We start from the raw sequence: 15,127 nt of genomic DNA, 5'->3' as shown, positions 1-15,127 counted from the left end.
AATACTGTAAAATAAAGTTTAACTGTTGATCAGGTAATCTTTTACTTTTTGAACAAAAGGGTACATGACCTGATCTTCTTTAAATGTAGGAATTATATTTCGAATATCGTCGTACCATTTTTTAGTAACCGATGAAATTTGATCTTTTTGTACTAAATAATCAATTGCCTGAACGATTGTAATTAGTTCGATTGCTAAAACTTCAAAAGAGTTTTCGATCACTTTTGAGGTAATAACCGCTGCATTGGTTCCCATACTTACAATATCCTGATTGTCGTTGTTGTTCGGGATACTGTGTACATACATTGGGTTAGAGAGCATTTGGCTTTCGGCAGTTGTTGAGGTTGCAGTAAACTGAACGCCCTGCATTCCGAAATTGAATCCTAATGTTCCTAAGTTTACGAATGGAGGAAGAATTTCATTGATTTTTGAATTCAATAAATAATTCAACTGACGTTCTGCCAACATCGTTAGTTTGGTAATAACAATTTTCAGTTTATCCATTTCAAGCGAAATATAATCGCCATGGAAGTTTCCTCCGTGATAAACGTGTTTGTTTTTTACATCTATAATAGGGTTGTCGTTCGCTGAGTTGAATTCGTCTTCAAGAATAGAAGCAACATTATTGATGGTTTCTAAGACCGGACCCAAAATTTGAGGTACACATCTTAAAGAATAATATTCCTGAACTTTTTCTTTGAAGATTTCTTCGGTATTTTCTCCTGAATATAAATGATCTTCTCTTTTACGGATCAAAGTACTGTCAGAAAGATTTTGTCTCATTCTTGCCGCCACTTCCTGTTGTCCTTTATGACGTTTGGTTTGATTTAATTCTTCAGAAAAATGGTCGTCGTAAGCCTGAACCAATTCGTTTATGGCGCAAGAAGCTTTTAATGACCAGTCTAATAATTTATTAGCATGATGAACATTTACAACTCCAATTCCGGTCATTACAGATGTACCGTTGATTAAAGCCAGACCTTCTCTAATTTCTACCTGAATAGGTTTTAAACCTTCAATTTCGAAAACTTCAGCAGTTGGTCTTCTGTCTCCTTTATAAAAAACTTCGCCTTCGCCGATTAAAACCAAAGCTAAATGTGATAATTGTACTAAATCTCCGCTGGCACCAACACCACCGTGTTCAAAAATAAGAGGAGTAATATCTCTGTTGATTAATTCTGCCATTAGGTGAATTACTGACGGATGAACTCCGGAATTACCTAATGATAAAGTATTTAATCGGGCCAAAATTGCTGCTTTTACACAAACCGGGCTCAAAGGTTTTCCTGTCCCCGAAGAGTGGCTTCTGATTAAATTGTATTGTAACTGAATTTGGTCAGACTCTTTAATGCGGTATTGAGCCATTGGGCCAAAACCTGTATTTACGCCATATATTACTTTGTTTCCTGAAAATTCTTTCAGAAAATTGAAGCTTTCGTTTACCCGGTTTAAAACAGCATCGCTAATGGAAACCTTGTTATTTCCAAAAATGATAGATTCGAATTCTGCTAAACTTAAATATTCATTAATTGTATTCATTAAACTGGTTTTGATTGTGCTAATTTAATTTTATTTATCAAAATAAATGTAGTTATTTTGATGATGGCAAATGTAGGCTAATAATTGATAATATTTTTAATATGATAAAGGAGTTTGTAGATGTTTTGGTGATTGGTGCGGGACCTTCTGGATGTGTGTCAGCATCTTATCTTCATAAAAACAATGTTAAGGTAAAAGTTGTTGAAAAAACAAAGTTTCCAAGACTGGTGGTTGGCGAAAGCCTTATACCGCGGGTAATGGATCATTTTGCGGAAGCCGAACTTTTTGAAAGTCTCGATGCAATGAAATTCGAGAAAAAATTAGGTGCCCGATTTATTAGAGGAGAAGAAATTTGTGTTTTTGATTTCAGTAAAAAATTTGGAGAAGGCTGGGATTGGACCTGGCAAGTGCCAAGAGCTGATTTCGACAATACAATGGCGCAGGAAGTGATTAGAAAAGGTATTGATCTGGAATTTGAGTCAGAAGTTCTGGAAGTTTCTTTTGAAGGAAAAAAATCTAAAACCATCGTAAAAAATAAGGACGGAAATCTAAAAGAAATTCATGCTAATTTCATTATCGATTCCAGCGGATACGGTCGCGTTCTGCCAAGACTATTAGATCTTGATACACCCTCAAAATTAGATCCGCATTCTTCGATATTTACACACGTAAAAGATATTAACAGAACCGAAGGTGAAGAGGGAACGCAGATTTCATTTGATATTCTGGAAACCGAAGTTTGGTTGTGGGTGATTCCTTTCTCAAACGGAAATACAAGTTTAGGAGTTGTGGGACCAACAGATTTCATCAATTCATTATCTGAAAATAAAGACAATGCCGAAGCTTTGCGCAATGCGATTCAAAAATCGGATTATTATATCAAAAGATTTAAAGGAACAGAGTTTTTATTCGAACCGGTAAAACTCGAGAATTATTCAAGAGCTGTAAAAAGAATGTACGGAGATGGTTTTGCCCTTACGGGAAATAGTTCTGAATTCTTAGATCCTGTTTTTTCATCAGGAGTTGCTTTTGCGACTGAATCCGGAATGCTGGCCGCAAAACTATACCTAAAAGAATCGCAAGGAATCGAAGTAGACTGGGAAGTTGAATTTACAGAATATATGAAACGCGGTATTGCTGTTTTTACAACTTACGTGAAAGAATGGTACACCGGAAACCTTCAGACTTTATTCTTCCACCAACCCGAAAACCCTGATGTAAAAGAAAAAATATGTTCAGTTTTGGCAGGATATGTCTGGAACGAAGAAAATCCATTTGTGAAGAAACACGATCATGTGATAGCAAATATGGCGTATTTATTGAATATGCAGAAAGAAGAAAAACAGAGCCCTAATTTATAGGGCTTTTTTTTAAGTCATTCCGTAGGAATGTTTCATCGGTAGAAAAAATTAGAATTGTAGTTATACCTTCCATAGGAATGTTTGATTAACGTGGCAGATGTTTTGTTTTCATAAAAGCAGGTGTTCCTACAGGACACAACGCGCAACGATATTATTTTTTTTCTACCGATGAGATATTCCTAACAGAATATTTTTATCGGAATACTTTTCTACTACCAATGAAATATCCCTACGGAATATAATTCTAGAAACAAAAAAAGACCATCCTTAGAAGGTCTTTAATTCTTCAAAAAATAAATATTAAGTAAAAAACTATACTTCTAAATTATAAAAACTCACGGCGTTATTTCCCCAGAGAGCCTTTTGATCTGCAGTAGAAAACGATGCGAAATAGTTTTCTATTAAGGCAATTACTTCGGAGTAATTGGCAGACAATAAACAAACGGGCCAATCGCTTCCGAACATTAAACGATCACTTCCGAAGTTTTGGGTAACGATGTCAAGAGCGGTTTTAAAATCTTCCGGTTTCCAGTTGTGCCAATGCGTCTCTGTAACCAAACCTGAAACTTTGCAAAATACGTTTGGGTTCTTTGCAATGTTTTGAATTGTTTTTTCAAACTCAGTGAAATCACTTTTCTTAAAATCAGGCTTTGCCAAATGATCAAGTACAAAATATTGCTCCGGAAACTTTTGTATGAATTGGGTAACAAAAGGCCAATGTTGAGCACCAATTAAAATATCATAAGTGAAATTATACTTTGCTAATTTGCCAATTCCGTTACAAAAGTCATTTCGAAGCATAAATTCCGGATCTGTTTCGGCCTGAAAAATATGCCTGAATCCTTTTAGTTTTTTAAAACCTGAAAAATATTCTAATCGTTGCTCTATATTTGGAGCTTTAAAATCGACCCAACCTACAACACCTTTTATAAAATCATTTTCACGAGCCAGTTCAAGCAAAAAATGAGTTTCATTTTCGCTTTGATCTGCCTGAACCACAATACAACCGTCGAATTTGTTTTGACTTAAAAGTGGCTTCAGATCCTGAGGCAGAAAATCCTTTTGAATTACTGCCATTTCAGGAGTAATCCAAGCCTCTTTAATGGGATCGTATTTCCAAAAATGTTGGTGGCTGTCGATTTTCATTTATATAGATTAATTGCAAAATACAATTCTTAACCCGTTGGGTGTAATTAGTTTTAATACATAGAAACATAGATTTTAAACCCTCAAAAAAGGCGTTTCACTTATTTAAAATTCATCCCGAAGCTTCGGGACTAGCTATGTGAAAGAAATGTATTTCTTTTTTGCATTCTTTTAGCAAAAAAAAATCTATGTTTCTATGTGTTATTTTTTTAAAATTATACCCAACAGGTAATTTTAATACGCTACGGCAACTTGTTTACTGGTGCCTAATCCTTCAATTCCTAACTCAATTACATCTCCCGGTTTGATGTAAACAGGATCTGGTTTTATTCCAAGTCCAACTCCCGGAGGTGTTCCTGTACTTACAACATCGCCCGGTAAAAGTGTCATGAACTGACTTAAATAATGAATCAAAAATGGAATCTTAAAAATTAAATTAGAAGTATTACTGTTCTGGAATTTTTTACCGTTTACAGTAAGCCACATGGATAAATTGTTGACATCTTCGATCTCGTCAGCAGTTGCCAAAATTGGTCCAAGGGGAGCAAATGTATCACATCCTTTTCCTTTGGCCCATTGTCCGCCACGCTCGATCTGAAAAGCTCTTTCGCTATAATCATTCAATAAACAATAACCGGCAAGATAATCCAGCGCATCTTCTTCGGCAACATAACTCGCTTTTTTACCTACTACAAAAGCAAGCTCCACTTCCCAGTCGGTTTTGTCGCTATTTTTAGGAATGATTAAATTATCGTTTGGTCCGCATAGCGAAGTTGTTGATTTAAAGAAAATAATTGGCTCTTCTGGAATTGCAGCGCCAGTTTCTTCACAATGATCTACATAATTTAAGCCAATACAAATAATTTTTGAAGGTCGCGCCACTGGCGAACCCAATCGAATATCGTTGCTTACTTCCGGAAAAGAAGTGTTGTTTTTTAAAGCTTCTTCTAATTTTGCAAGTCCGTCATTTTCAAAAAAAGCTTCGTTATAATCTGTTACTACAGACGAAACATCTATTCTTTTATCATTTATTAAAACTCCGGCTTTTTCCTGACCGGCTGCTCCAAATCGTATTAGTTTCATATTCTCTTTTTTTAATAGTATTATATTTTTCTAACTGTAAAAGTTATTTTTTTTAATTGTTTAATTTGATAAAACCTCCGTCAATTGGGTAATCAGAACCGGTAATAAATGAAGATTCATCGCTGCAAAGAAACAAAGCAAGCGTTGCTATTTCCTCTGGTTTTCCCATGCGGCCAATAGGTTGAGACTGGGATAGTTTTTCGAATATTTCGGCTTCTTGTCCCGGATAATTTTTCGAAATAAATCCATCAACAAATGGAGTATGTACTCTTGCCGGAGATATCGAATTGCATCTGATATTTTCTTTTAAGTAATCTTTTGCAACAGATAAAGTCATGGCCATAACCGCGCCTTTTGCTGTAGAATATGCGAATCTATCCGGAATTCCGACCCAGCAGGCAATCGAAGCAAGATTTAAAATAACACCTCCGCCAGCGCTTTTTAGTGGGGGAATTGAAGCGTGTAAACAATTATAAACGCCTTTTACATTGACACTCATGATGCGGTCAAAATCAGATTCTGAAGTAGTGTCTACTTTTCCCACATGTGCAATTCCTGCATTGTTTACTAAAATATGAATAGCTCCTATTTTTTCAAAAGTAGTTTTTACTTCCTGATGATTGGCAACATCGCAGGCATGAGCGAAAACAATTCCTGCGTTTGATTCTATTTCTTCAACCGTATTTTGGGCACTTTCAAGAGTCAGTTCTAAAACATGAACTTCGGCTCCTTGTTTGGCAAACAAAACAGAGATCGCTCTTCCAATTCCACTTCCGCCTCCGGTTATGATTGCTTTTTTATTTTTTAATGAAAACATTTTACTTAAATTAAAAGTTATTTTTTTTGATTGGATTTTATAAAGATACGCCTCGTTTCCACGGAATAAAATCATCCTGATTCAATTGTACCGCTTTCGGAATAATTTCTCCACTGGCTGCCTTGATGCAATAGTCCAGAATTTCTTCGCCCATTTCTTCGATCGATTTTTCGCCACTAATTATAGGGCCACAATCAATATCGATAATATCGCTCATTTTTGTTGCCAGAACAGAGTTCGTCGCTACTTTTATTACCGGACAAACAGGGTTTCCGGTTGGGGTTCCTAATCCGGTTGTAAATAAAATCAAGGTAGCTCCGGAAGCTGCTTTTCCGGTTGTGGCTTCTACATCATTTCCGGGCGTGCAGACTAAACTTAATCCTGATTTGGTAACCAGCTCAGTATAATCTAAAACATCAACAACGGGAGAAGTGCCTCCTTTTTTGGCTGCTCCGGCACTTTTTATAGCGTCTGTAATTAAACCGTCTTTTATATTTCCCGGAGAGGGATTCATATGAAAACCGGAACCCACTTTATGCGCTAAGGCATCGTAAGATTCCATTAAATCAATAAATTTTTCGGCAGTTTCTTTGGTGATGCAACGATCAATTAAATTTTGTTCGGCACCGCATAATTCGGGAAATTCGGCTAAAAGAATTTTTCCGCCCAGAGCGACAACCAAATCAGAAGTATAACCAACGGCCGGATTTGCTGATACTCCGCTGAAACCATCGCTTCCTCCACATTTTACACCAATGCATAATTCGCTTAAAGGCGCATCGGTTCTTTCGTATTGATTGATTTCGATTAAACCTTCGAATGTTTTTTTGATGGCGTTTGTAATTAAAGCTTCTTCGCTTTTGGTTTGTTGTTGTTCGAAAATCAGTAAAGGTTTGTCGAATTGAGGGTTTTGTTTTTTTACATCATTTACAAAATCCTGTACTTGCAAATGCTGGCATCCTAGACTCAATAACGTTATTCCGCCTACGTTTGGATGATTGGCGTAAGAAGCCAGTAAAGCACTTAAAGTGGCAGAGTCCTGACGCGTGCCTCCACAGCCTCCCTGATGGTTTAAAAATTTTATTCCGTCGACATTCTCAAAAACGCGATTGTTTTTTGGCGTTGGATTCAGTTCAATATTAATGCTTTCGATATCATCTCCGTTAAGGTAACCCTGTAATAATTCGTGTGTATACTGATTGTATTTGTCACTCACGGCATAGCCTAACTGATTGTGAAGTGCTTCTTTAATAACATCTAAATTTCTGTTTTCACAAAAAACCGTTGGAACAAAAAGCCAGTAATTGGCCGTACCAACGCGGCCGTCATTTCGTTTATAACCTTTAAAAGTTTTGTTCTTGTACTTAGAAACATCAGGAGCCTGCCATTCGTAAGAAGCATTTCTGTAGGCATAAGGATCGGCGGCATGTTTTAAGTTTTCGGTCGTCATTAAACTTCCTTTGCTGATATCACTTTGCACTTTTCCTACCAGAACGCCGTACATAATTACTTCTTGCCCCTTGATCATATCCTGGGTATAGAATTTATGTTTTGCTTTGATGAGGTCTTGTAGAATGAATGTTTCAGATTCAAAAGATATGCTTTCTCCTTTTTGCAAGTCAGATAATGCTACCAATACGTTATCGTCTGGATGCAATTTTACGACTTGCTTTTTTGTTTTATTCTCGGGCATGATATTGTTTTATTGTCTGGTTTGTTGTTGTCCTTTGTAAGCAAAAAGGGCGATTATTAAAAATGAAATTAAAGGAACAATGTATCCGTTCTGGATACTTTCGGTATGATCTGAGATGGCACCTAAAATTGGTGGCAGTATTGCTCCGCCCACAATAGACATGACGATTAAGGAAGATCCTATTTTTGTGTTGTGAGCAAGTCCGTCTATTCCCATCGAGAAAATAGTAGGGAACATGATGCTCATAAAGAATGCAATGGCGATTAAGGTATAAATGACTAACATTCCGTTGCCTAAAATGGCTATCGTACAAAGTATTATATTGATAAAAGAGTATACTAATAATAGTTTTTTGGGTTCAACAAATTTCATAAAATAGGTTCCCGCAAAACGGCCAATCATGAAAAACAATCCAAAAAGACCTAAATATTTTGCTGCCGATGATTCGGATAAATTAGCCGATGTTGTGGCCATTTTAATGAAAAAACTACCTATGCAAACTTGTGCCCCTACATAGAAAAATTGCGCTAAAATTCCCCATTTCAATTTGATAGATTTAAAGGCTTCTTTAAAACTGCTCACTTCGGTTGTTGATTTTTCTTTTACATCGGGCATTGGAGTAAAATAGAAAATTACGGTTATTACTAAAATGATTAGTCCTAAAGTTAAGTAGGGCATTTTTACACTGGCTGCTTCTGCTACCACATAAGCATGCATTTGAGCATCTGACATTGCATTTGCTTCTTCAGGAGATAAGGTTTTGTTGGATAAAATAAGCGGACCAATATAGGCTGGGGCAATATATGCGGCAAGACCATTAAAGGATTGTGCAAAATTAAGTCGTTGTGTAGCCGTTTCTGGAGGTCCCAAAATAGTAACATACGGATTTGCTGCAGTTTCTAAAAAAGTCAATCCGCAGGCAATGATAAATAATGCTCCCAGAAAATAACTGTATTCGAGCGAATTTGCTGCGGGAACAAATAAAACAGATCCAATACCAAAAAAAAGTAAGCCAACAAGAATTCCTGATTTGTAGCCGTATTTTCTCATGATAAACCCCGCAGGCAGTGCCATGGCAAAATAAGCGATAAAAACCGACGAGTCTACAAGTGAAGATTCAAAGTCTGTCAGGCTGAATGCTTTGCGCAAATGCGGAATTAAAATAGGATCGAGATTATGCACAAATCCCCAAAAGAAAAACAAACTTGTCACTAAAATGTAGGGCAACAACCATTTTTTTGAAGTCTTGACTTTTGTACTGGTGTCATATTCTGGAAAAACGGCTTCTTTCATATTTTTTTGGGATTATTTTTACGTTTAATAAAATTTAAAATTATAATTTTTACAGCTTAGTTAGTAATCCGATATTATCCTTGTTTAATCTTTAATTATCTTTGTCTCCATGAAATTAGAGCAAACCAAAATAACATCCTACACCAACTCTACAGTTTCGGTTCTTAATCGTGAGGAATCGTTTTTTCAATCGCCATTTCATTCTCATCCGGAACTGGAATTGGTGTATGTAAAGGAGAGTTTTGGAAAGCGAATCATTGGCAATTCGGTTATGCCTTTTGAGCCCGGCGATATGGTTTTTTTGGGTTCAGATCTTCCGCACGTTTGGCTGAATGATGAAATGTATTATCAGGGAATTTCGACTTTAAAAGCAAATGCTATTGTGGTCTATTTTAGCAAAGATATTTTTGGCCCTGCTTTTTACGAATTAAAAGAAACACAGAAAATAAATGAATTGTTTTTTCAGGCAGGAAAGGGAATTTCGATCATTGGAAAAACAAATAAACAGATTGCTAAAAAATTAGAAAAACTGCTGCTGAAAAAAGATTTTGAAGTAATTATTGGTCTTTTTGAAATTTTATCATTGCTATCAGAAAGTGAGGATAGGATTTATATCAATAATGAAGCTTATTCTACGGCACATAAAGATGCTAAAAAAGACAGGCTTTCGGAAGTTTTTCAATATGTAAATGAAAATTATAAAAAAGATATCGTCCTGGTTGAAATTGCCGCAATTGCCAATATGACGCCAACTTCTTTCTGTAGAATGTTCAGGCTAAAAACAAAGAAAAGTTTTGTAGAATATTTAAACGAAATTCGGGTTTCTAAGGCTTGCAAGTTTTTATTAGAAACCGATTTGAGCATGTCTGAGATTGCCTATGAATGCGGCTATAAAACGGCCTCTAACTTTAATAAACTTTTTAAAAAATTTATGGGAATGACTCCCAGCGAATTTAAAAAGAGTGCTGCAGTTTAATGAATCGTAGTTCAATTTTAAACACGAATTTCACGAATTTGCACAGATACTAAGAGACTAGCTTAGTTCGTTAAATTAATTCACAAATAAATTAATTAGTGTCAATTAGTGAAATTCGTGTTTTATTTTTTCAGTTTTATTTTAATGGTAGCGCCCATTTTCTTTAAGAAATCGAACGGTCTAAATGAGTGTAACCTCCATCAACATAAATAATTTGCCCTGTAGTGTGGCTTGATCTTTCGGATAAAAGAAAAACAACCATATTGGCAATTTCATCCACTGTTGTCATTCTGTTTTCGAAAGGAATATTTTGTGTAATGGATGCCAGTTTTTCTTCTTTATTTTCGAAAGTATTGATCCATGTTTCATAAAGAGGCGTGAAGCATTCTGCCACTACAACCGCATTGACACGAATGCTGTACTTTAATAATTCAACAGCCCATTCTCTGGTTAAAGCATTTCGGCCTCCGTTTGAAGCAGCATAGGCAGATGTTCCTCCCTGTCCGGTTTCGGCAGTTTTTGAGCCAATATTGACTATCGCTCCTTTTGATTCAATTAAGTAAGGTAACGCATGCTGCGCCATTAGATAATAATGAATTAAATTTTTATGCAAAGAGGCAACAAAATCTTCATAATTGCCTTTTTCCAGACCAACTCCGTCATTTACGCCGGCATTGTTGACTAATCCGTCAATTCGTCCGCATTGTTTTATAACAGCTTCGACTGCTTTTTTGCATTCTTCCGGTTTTGTTAAGTCGGCAACAACCTGAAAGGCTTCTTTTCCGGAAGCTTTAATTTCATTTACTGCTTTATTGTTGTCCTCTTCATTTCGGCCTACAATAAAGGGTATGGCACCTTCGCTTGCTAATACATTACAAATGCCAAGTCCAATTCCTTTTGCACCGCCTGTTACTATGATAATTTTATTGGTAAGGGATAGTTGCATGATATTTTTTATTAAAGATGAAAAATACAAACTGGTTTATAATTTTATAGCTGTTGCCTTTACGACAACAGCTATAAAAATAGAGAGAATTAAAACGTTCTATATTACCAGAACTTAACGTATAAAGCTACAATTACTAATAATGTAATTACGATTAAAACTGTAGTTTGTGGTTTTACTTTAAACATTTCAGCATCGATTTCAAATGCTTTAGGATTTACTTTTGGTCCTGCAAAACTGATTGCAATCATTGCTAACATTGTAAAGAAGAATGATAATCCCATACAAATATGGAAAGGAATTTCAAAAGCACCTTTTCCGTTATTATACGCTGTGTATAATAAAGTTTCGTTTCCGAATAAAGCCGGAGCATATTCGTTGAATAATACAGATAAAACAAATCCTAAAATTACACCCACAATTGCTGCAGTTCCTGTTGTTCTTTTCCAGAACATACCAAGGAAGAACATAGCAAAAACTCCAGGGCTAATAAATCCTGTATATTTTTGGATGTAGGTGAATCCACCAACTCCGCCAATTCCTAAGATGTCATTCCATGTAAATAAAACAGCTAAAAGCATTGCAGCAAAAACGGCAATTCTACCAATGTTTACTTGTTGTTTTTCGCCAGCATCCTTTTGGATGTATTTTTTATGAATATCTAAAGTATAAATAGTGGAGATACTGTTTACTTTTCCGGCTAATGAAGCTACAATTGCAGCAGTTAAAGCCGCTACTGAAAGTCCTTTTAATCCAGTTGGCAAGAATGTCAATACAGCAGAATAAGCTCCGTCTTTTCCTCCAACAAGTTGAGGTAAATGTCCGTTTGTGTATAAAACGTAAGCAGCAATACCAGGTAACATTACGATTAATGGCATTAATAATTTTAGCATACCTGCAAATAAAATACCTGTACGGGCAGTTTGCAAATCAGCACCAAGAGCTCTTTGAGTAATGTATTGGTTACATCCCCAGTAGTTTAAGTTGATGATCCAGATACCAGCCAAGTACGACATTAAACCTGGGAAAGTCAAATATTTATCAATTTCAAGTTGAGAAGAATTTGCAGTTGGTTTTGGAATAATCATTTTGAAATGCTCAGGAGCTTCTCTCATTAAAACTTTGAAACCGGCAATAGCATTTTCACCTACTCCAAAATATTGTCCAACAGTTGTAAGGGCGATATACGAAGTTACCAAACCACCAATAATTAATACAGCAACCTGAATAACATCTGTATAAGCTACTACTTTCATACCTCCTAAAGAGATGAATAAAGCGAATACTGCTAAACCTATCATGATCACGTGAAGGTATTCTCCACCGGCTAAACCATTAATAGCAACTGCTCCTAAATAAAGAATAGAAGTTAAGTTTACAAATACATATAAAAACAACCAGAAAACCGCCATAATTAATGCAGTAGATTCGTTGTAACGTGTTTTTAAGAATTGAGGCATCGTGTAAATCTTGTTTTTAAGATATACAGGAATAAACCAAACTGCTACAATAATCAAAGCGATAGCAGCAAGCCATTCGTAAGCCGCAACAGCGATTCCTAAAAAGAAACCTTCACCGCTCATCCCGATGAATTGTTCTGCTGAAATATTTGAGGCAATCAAAGATGCTCCAATAGCCCACCAGGTTAAGTTTCCTTCAGCCAAAAAGTAAGCTTTGGCATCTTGTTCGTCTTGTTTACGCTTGCGGTAAACCGTGTAACCGTAGGCAGAAACTACGATAAAATAAATAATAAAAACCGCATAATCTGCGAAAGCGAGGTTCTGGTTCATTGTTAGTAGTATTTTAAAAATTAGTATAGGTGATTGTTTGTTTAATTTGGTTTAAAATGTGATATGTGTTTTTATTCTGTTATTTTTTTACGAAATAAGAACGAAAGCCAAAAGTAAAATAAATAATTACAAATATACTACTACAAATGTATTTTTTACATTTATAAATAAATTATTGTGTTAAATTTTAAAATGACCTTCTTATAAATGGACTTTTACAGGTTATTTTCCAGTCGATTTATAATGCACATCAGATTGTTGTCTTAAAATTTCGGCACTTTTTTCAGGTGTAATATCACGTTGTGATTCGCCTAACATTTCATATCCCACCATGAATTTTTTAACTGTTGCCGAACGCAATAACGGCGGATAAAAATGCATGTGAAAATGCCATTCAGGATGCTCTAAACCATCTGTTGGTGCCTGGTGAATTCCTGATGAATATGGGAATGAAGTGCTAAATAAATTGTCGTACTTGATCGTTAATTGCTTTAAAATTGTAGCAAACGCATTAGTTTCTTCAGCCGTAAAATCAGTAATTTTATTAAGCGCTCTTTTGCTGATGATCATCGTTTCGTAAGGCCAGATTGCCCAAAACGGAACCAATGCTACAAAGTGATCATTTTCGATTACGATACGTTCTCCGGTTTTTAATTCGGCTTGCAGGTAATCTTCAAGAAGGGTTCTGTTATTTTTATCAAAATAAGATTTCAGGCTGTTTTGTGTTTTTTCGACCTGAGTTGGCAATGATGATTGCGCCCAGATTTGCCCGTGCGGGTGTGGGTTACTGCAGCCCATCACGCTTCCTTTATTTTCAAAAATCTGAACGTGGTTGATGTATTTTATGTTCCCTAAATCGGTATATTCTTTTTGCCAGGTTCTGATGATATTTTCGATTCCGTCAATTTCCATTTCCGGTAACGTAAGATCGTGTCGTGGCGAAAAACAAACCACTCTCGAAATTCCTTGTTCCGGTTTAGCTTTAAAGAAAGTGTGTTTAATATCTTCTTCAAAAATAATTTCATCCTGCTTCATGGCAGCAAAATCATTTTCGAATACAAAACTGCTTTCGTAATTTGGGTTGTTTAATCCGTTAGCGCGAACATTTCCCGGACACAAATAACAAGTTGGGTCGTATTTTGGTAATGCTTCGGTTGCAATTGTTTCGTTTTGTCCTTGCCAGGGGCGTTTTGCTCGATGAGGTGATACTAAAACCCATTCATTAATTAAGGGATTAAAACGTCTGTGTGGATCTTCGTTAATGTCAAAATTTTTCATTGTAATTCTTGTGGTATTAAAGTAGTGTTGTTCCGTTTGAGATTTTTACATCATAGAATTTTAATTCAATCCCAAATGTATCTAAATAAAGATTTGAAAACTTACTTTTTACCTCATTTTCATGTCCTTTTTTAATCAAATTGATGGTACAGCCACCAAAACCACCTCCCATAAGTCGCGATCCAATAATTGCATCATCAGCTTTTGCGTTATCTACAAGCATATCCAACTCTGCACAACTTACTTCGTATTCTTGCGATAAACCGTAATGAGTTTCAAAAAGCAATTGTCCTAAAAGTTCTATATTTCCGTTATCCAGAGCCTCACAAGCCTTTATCACGCGGTTAATTTCCTTAACAACATAATGCACTCTTTTAAAAACAGTTGGGCTTATTTTGTCCTGAATGCTCAAAAGTTGTTCTTCGGTACAATCCCTGAAACTTTTTATAGCAGGAAAATTTTCTTTAATAATGGCCAATCCTTGTTCGCACTCAATTCTACGGGTATTGTATTCAGATGTAAAAAGCGAATGTTTTACATTACTATCAAATAACACTAAAGAGTAATCTTTAAAATCGGCATTGTGATATTCAAAATCAAGCGTATTACAATCTAATTTAATCACTTTGTTTTCTACACCATGAACGCTCGAAAACTGATCCATAATGCCACAATTGATACCTACCCAGTGTTCTGCTTTTTGTCCTAATAAAGAAATATCTACTTTTTCAATTTTCAGATCGAAAAGTTCCCTGATACCGAAAATCATTCCGCATTCTAAAGCAGCAGAAGAAGATAATCCGGAACCCACCGGAATGTTACTGCTAAAAACACAGTTGAAACCTTCAAACACAAATCCGTTATCCTGCAATTGTTTGATAACGCCGCGGATATAATTGGTCCAGACTACATCGCTTAATGTGACTGGCTGAGTCAGATCAATTTCAAAATCTTCGTTTAAATCGATGGCAACTATTAGCGATTTTTTGGTATCGTTTTTCGCAAAAGCAAAACAAATAACTTTGTCGATTGCAGCTGGTAAAACATAACCGTCATTATAATCAATATGTTCCCCAATGATGTTGATTCTTCCTGGAGAAAGTACTACTTTTTGAGGAGCTGATCCAAAAGATTTCTCAAAAAAAGCAGTGGTGTTCTGTACTAAAATGTCATTCATTATGATGTAATTGAAATGGTATTATCTT

Annotated in this window: 12 protein-coding genes; 2 read left to right on the top strand and 10 right to left on the bottom strand. The window is 35.7% G+C overall.

Features of this window, described 5'->3' with window-relative positions; genetic code table 11:
• Positions 1-18: 18 nt before the first annotated feature.
• Positions 19-1,539: a histidine ammonia-lyase gene (hutH, locus tag GIY83_RS19345; protein WP_208682953.1), complete on the bottom strand. Its 1,521-nt coding sequence runs from the start codon at positions 1,537-1,539 to the stop codon at positions 19-21.
• Positions 1,540-1,640: 101 nt separating this feature from the next.
• On the opposite strand from hutH, the gene GIY83_RS19340 reads away from it, so the two are divergent.
• Positions 1,641-2,900: an NAD(P)/FAD-dependent oxidoreductase gene (locus tag GIY83_RS19340; RefSeq protein WP_208682951.1), complete on the top strand. Its 1,260-nt coding sequence runs from the start codon at positions 1,641-1,643 to the stop codon at positions 2,898-2,900.
• A 312-nt stretch (positions 2,901-3,212) separates the two neighbouring features.
• Here GIY83_RS19340 and GIY83_RS19335 read toward each other — a convergent pair whose 3' ends face one another.
• The 5 genes from GIY83_RS19335 to fucP form a co-directional block, all read right to left on the bottom strand.
• On the bottom strand, positions 3,213-4,046 hold the full coding sequence (locus tag GIY83_RS19335) for an amidohydrolase (protein WP_194615084.1): 834 nt from the start codon (positions 4,044-4,046) through the stop codon (positions 3,213-3,215).
• Between the two features lie 234 nt (positions 4,047-4,280).
• Positions 4,281-5,129 carry a fumarylacetoacetate hydrolase family protein gene (locus tag GIY83_RS19330; protein ID WP_208682949.1) on the bottom strand — a complete coding sequence of 283 codons (849 nt, stop codon included), beginning with the start codon at positions 5,127-5,129 and terminating at the stop codon, positions 4,281-4,283.
• Between the two features lie 52 nt (positions 5,130-5,181).
• On the bottom strand, positions 5,182-5,946 hold the full coding sequence (locus GIY83_RS19325; RefSeq protein WP_208682947.1) for an SDR family NAD(P)-dependent oxidoreductase: 765 nt from the start codon (positions 5,944-5,946) through the stop codon (positions 5,182-5,184).
• Between the two features lie 37 nt (positions 5,947-5,983).
• On the bottom strand, positions 5,984-7,639 hold the full coding sequence (locus tag GIY83_RS19320; protein WP_208682945.1) for a UxaA family hydrolase: 1,656 nt from the start codon (positions 7,637-7,639) through the stop codon (positions 5,984-5,986).
• A gap of 9 nt (positions 7,640-7,648) precedes the next feature.
• A complete protein-coding gene (gene fucP / locus GIY83_RS19315; protein WP_208682943.1) occupies positions 7,649-8,932 on the bottom strand; it encodes an L-fucose:H+ symporter permease in 1,284 nt (427 codons plus the stop codon).
• Positions 8,933-9,041: 109 nt separating this feature from the next.
• Between fucP and GIY83_RS19310 the strand changes: the two genes are divergently transcribed.
• The gene (locus GIY83_RS19310; RefSeq protein WP_194615089.1) at positions 9,042-9,908 is read left to right on the top strand and encodes an AraC family transcriptional regulator; all 867 of its coding nucleotides are present in this window, start codon (positions 9,042-9,044) and stop codon (positions 9,906-9,908) included.
• A gap of 163 nt (positions 9,909-10,071) precedes the next feature.
• Here GIY83_RS19310 and GIY83_RS19305 read toward each other — a convergent pair whose 3' ends face one another.
• The 4 genes from GIY83_RS19305 to galK all read right to left on the bottom strand — a co-directional run bounded on the left by GIY83_RS19305 (position 10,072) and on the right by galK (position 15,099).
• A complete protein-coding gene (locus tag GIY83_RS19305) occupies positions 10,072-10,854 on the bottom strand; it encodes an SDR family oxidoreductase (protein WP_208682941.1) in 783 nt (260 codons plus the stop codon).
• Between the two features lie 104 nt (positions 10,855-10,958).
• Positions 10,959-12,644, bottom strand: a complete 1,686-nt coding sequence (locus GIY83_RS19300; RefSeq protein ID WP_194615091.1) for a sodium/sugar symporter — start codon at positions 12,642-12,644, stop codon at positions 10,959-10,961.
• Between the two features lie 222 nt (positions 12,645-12,866).
• On the bottom strand, positions 12,867-13,922 hold the full coding sequence (locus GIY83_RS19295; RefSeq protein ID WP_194615092.1) for a UDP-glucose--hexose-1-phosphate uridylyltransferase: 1,056 nt from the start codon (positions 13,920-13,922) through the stop codon (positions 12,867-12,869).
• A 16-nt stretch (positions 13,923-13,938) separates the two neighbouring features.
• Complete coding sequence (galK, locus tag GIY83_RS19290; protein ID WP_208682939.1) at positions 13,939-15,099, bottom strand: galactokinase; 1,161 nt, start codon at positions 15,097-15,099, stop codon at positions 13,939-13,941.
• Between the last annotated feature and the right edge of the window lie 28 nt (positions 15,100-15,127).

It is taken from the genome of Flavobacterium sp. SLB02 (assembly GCF_009664855.1).
GTDB lineage: Bacteria > Bacteroidota > Bacteroidia > Flavobacteriales > Flavobacteriaceae > Flavobacterium.
The sequence above is the reverse complement of the archived record's forward strand: the minus strand, read 5'-3'. Positions and strand labels throughout refer to the sequence as shown.

Coding starts and splice junctions, on each gene's coding strand:
- hutH (WP_208682953.1), bottom strand. CDS start 1,539: ATGAATACAATTAATGAATATTTAAGTTTAGCAGAATTCGAATCTATC.
- GIY83_RS19340 (WP_208682951.1), top strand. CDS start 1,641: ATGATAAAGGAGTTTGTAGATGTTTTGGTGATTGGTGCGGGACCTTCT.
- GIY83_RS19335 (WP_194615084.1), bottom strand. CDS start 4,046: ATGAAAATCGACAGCCACCAACATTTTTGGAAATACGATCCCATTAAA.
- GIY83_RS19330 (WP_208682949.1), bottom strand. CDS start 5,129: ATGAAACTAATACGATTTGGAGCAGCCGGTCAGGAAAAAGCCGGAGTT.
- GIY83_RS19325 (WP_208682947.1), bottom strand. CDS start 5,946: ATGTTTTCATTAAAAAATAAAAAAGCAATCATAACCGGAGGCGGAAGT.
- GIY83_RS19320 (WP_208682945.1), bottom strand. CDS start 7,639: ATGCCCGAGAATAAAACAAAAAAGCAAGTCGTAAAATTGCATCCAGAC.
- fucP (WP_208682943.1), bottom strand. CDS start 8,932: ATGAAAGAAGCCGTTTTTCCAGAATATGACACCAGTACAAAAGTCAAG.
- GIY83_RS19310 (WP_194615089.1), top strand. CDS start 9,042: ATGAAATTAGAGCAAACCAAAATAACATCCTACACCAACTCTACAGTT.
- GIY83_RS19305 (WP_208682941.1), bottom strand. CDS start 10,854: ATGCAACTATCCCTTACCAATAAAATTATCATAGTAACAGGCGGTGCA.
- GIY83_RS19300 (WP_194615091.1), bottom strand. CDS start 12,644: ATGAACCAGAACCTCGCTTTCGCAGATTATGCGGTTTTTATTATTTAT.
- GIY83_RS19295 (WP_194615092.1), bottom strand. CDS start 13,922: ATGAAAAATTTTGACATTAACGAAGATCCACACAGACGTTTTAATCCC.
- galK (WP_208682939.1), bottom strand. CDS start 15,099: ATGAATGACATTTTAGTACAGAACACCACTGCTTTTTTTGAGAAATCT.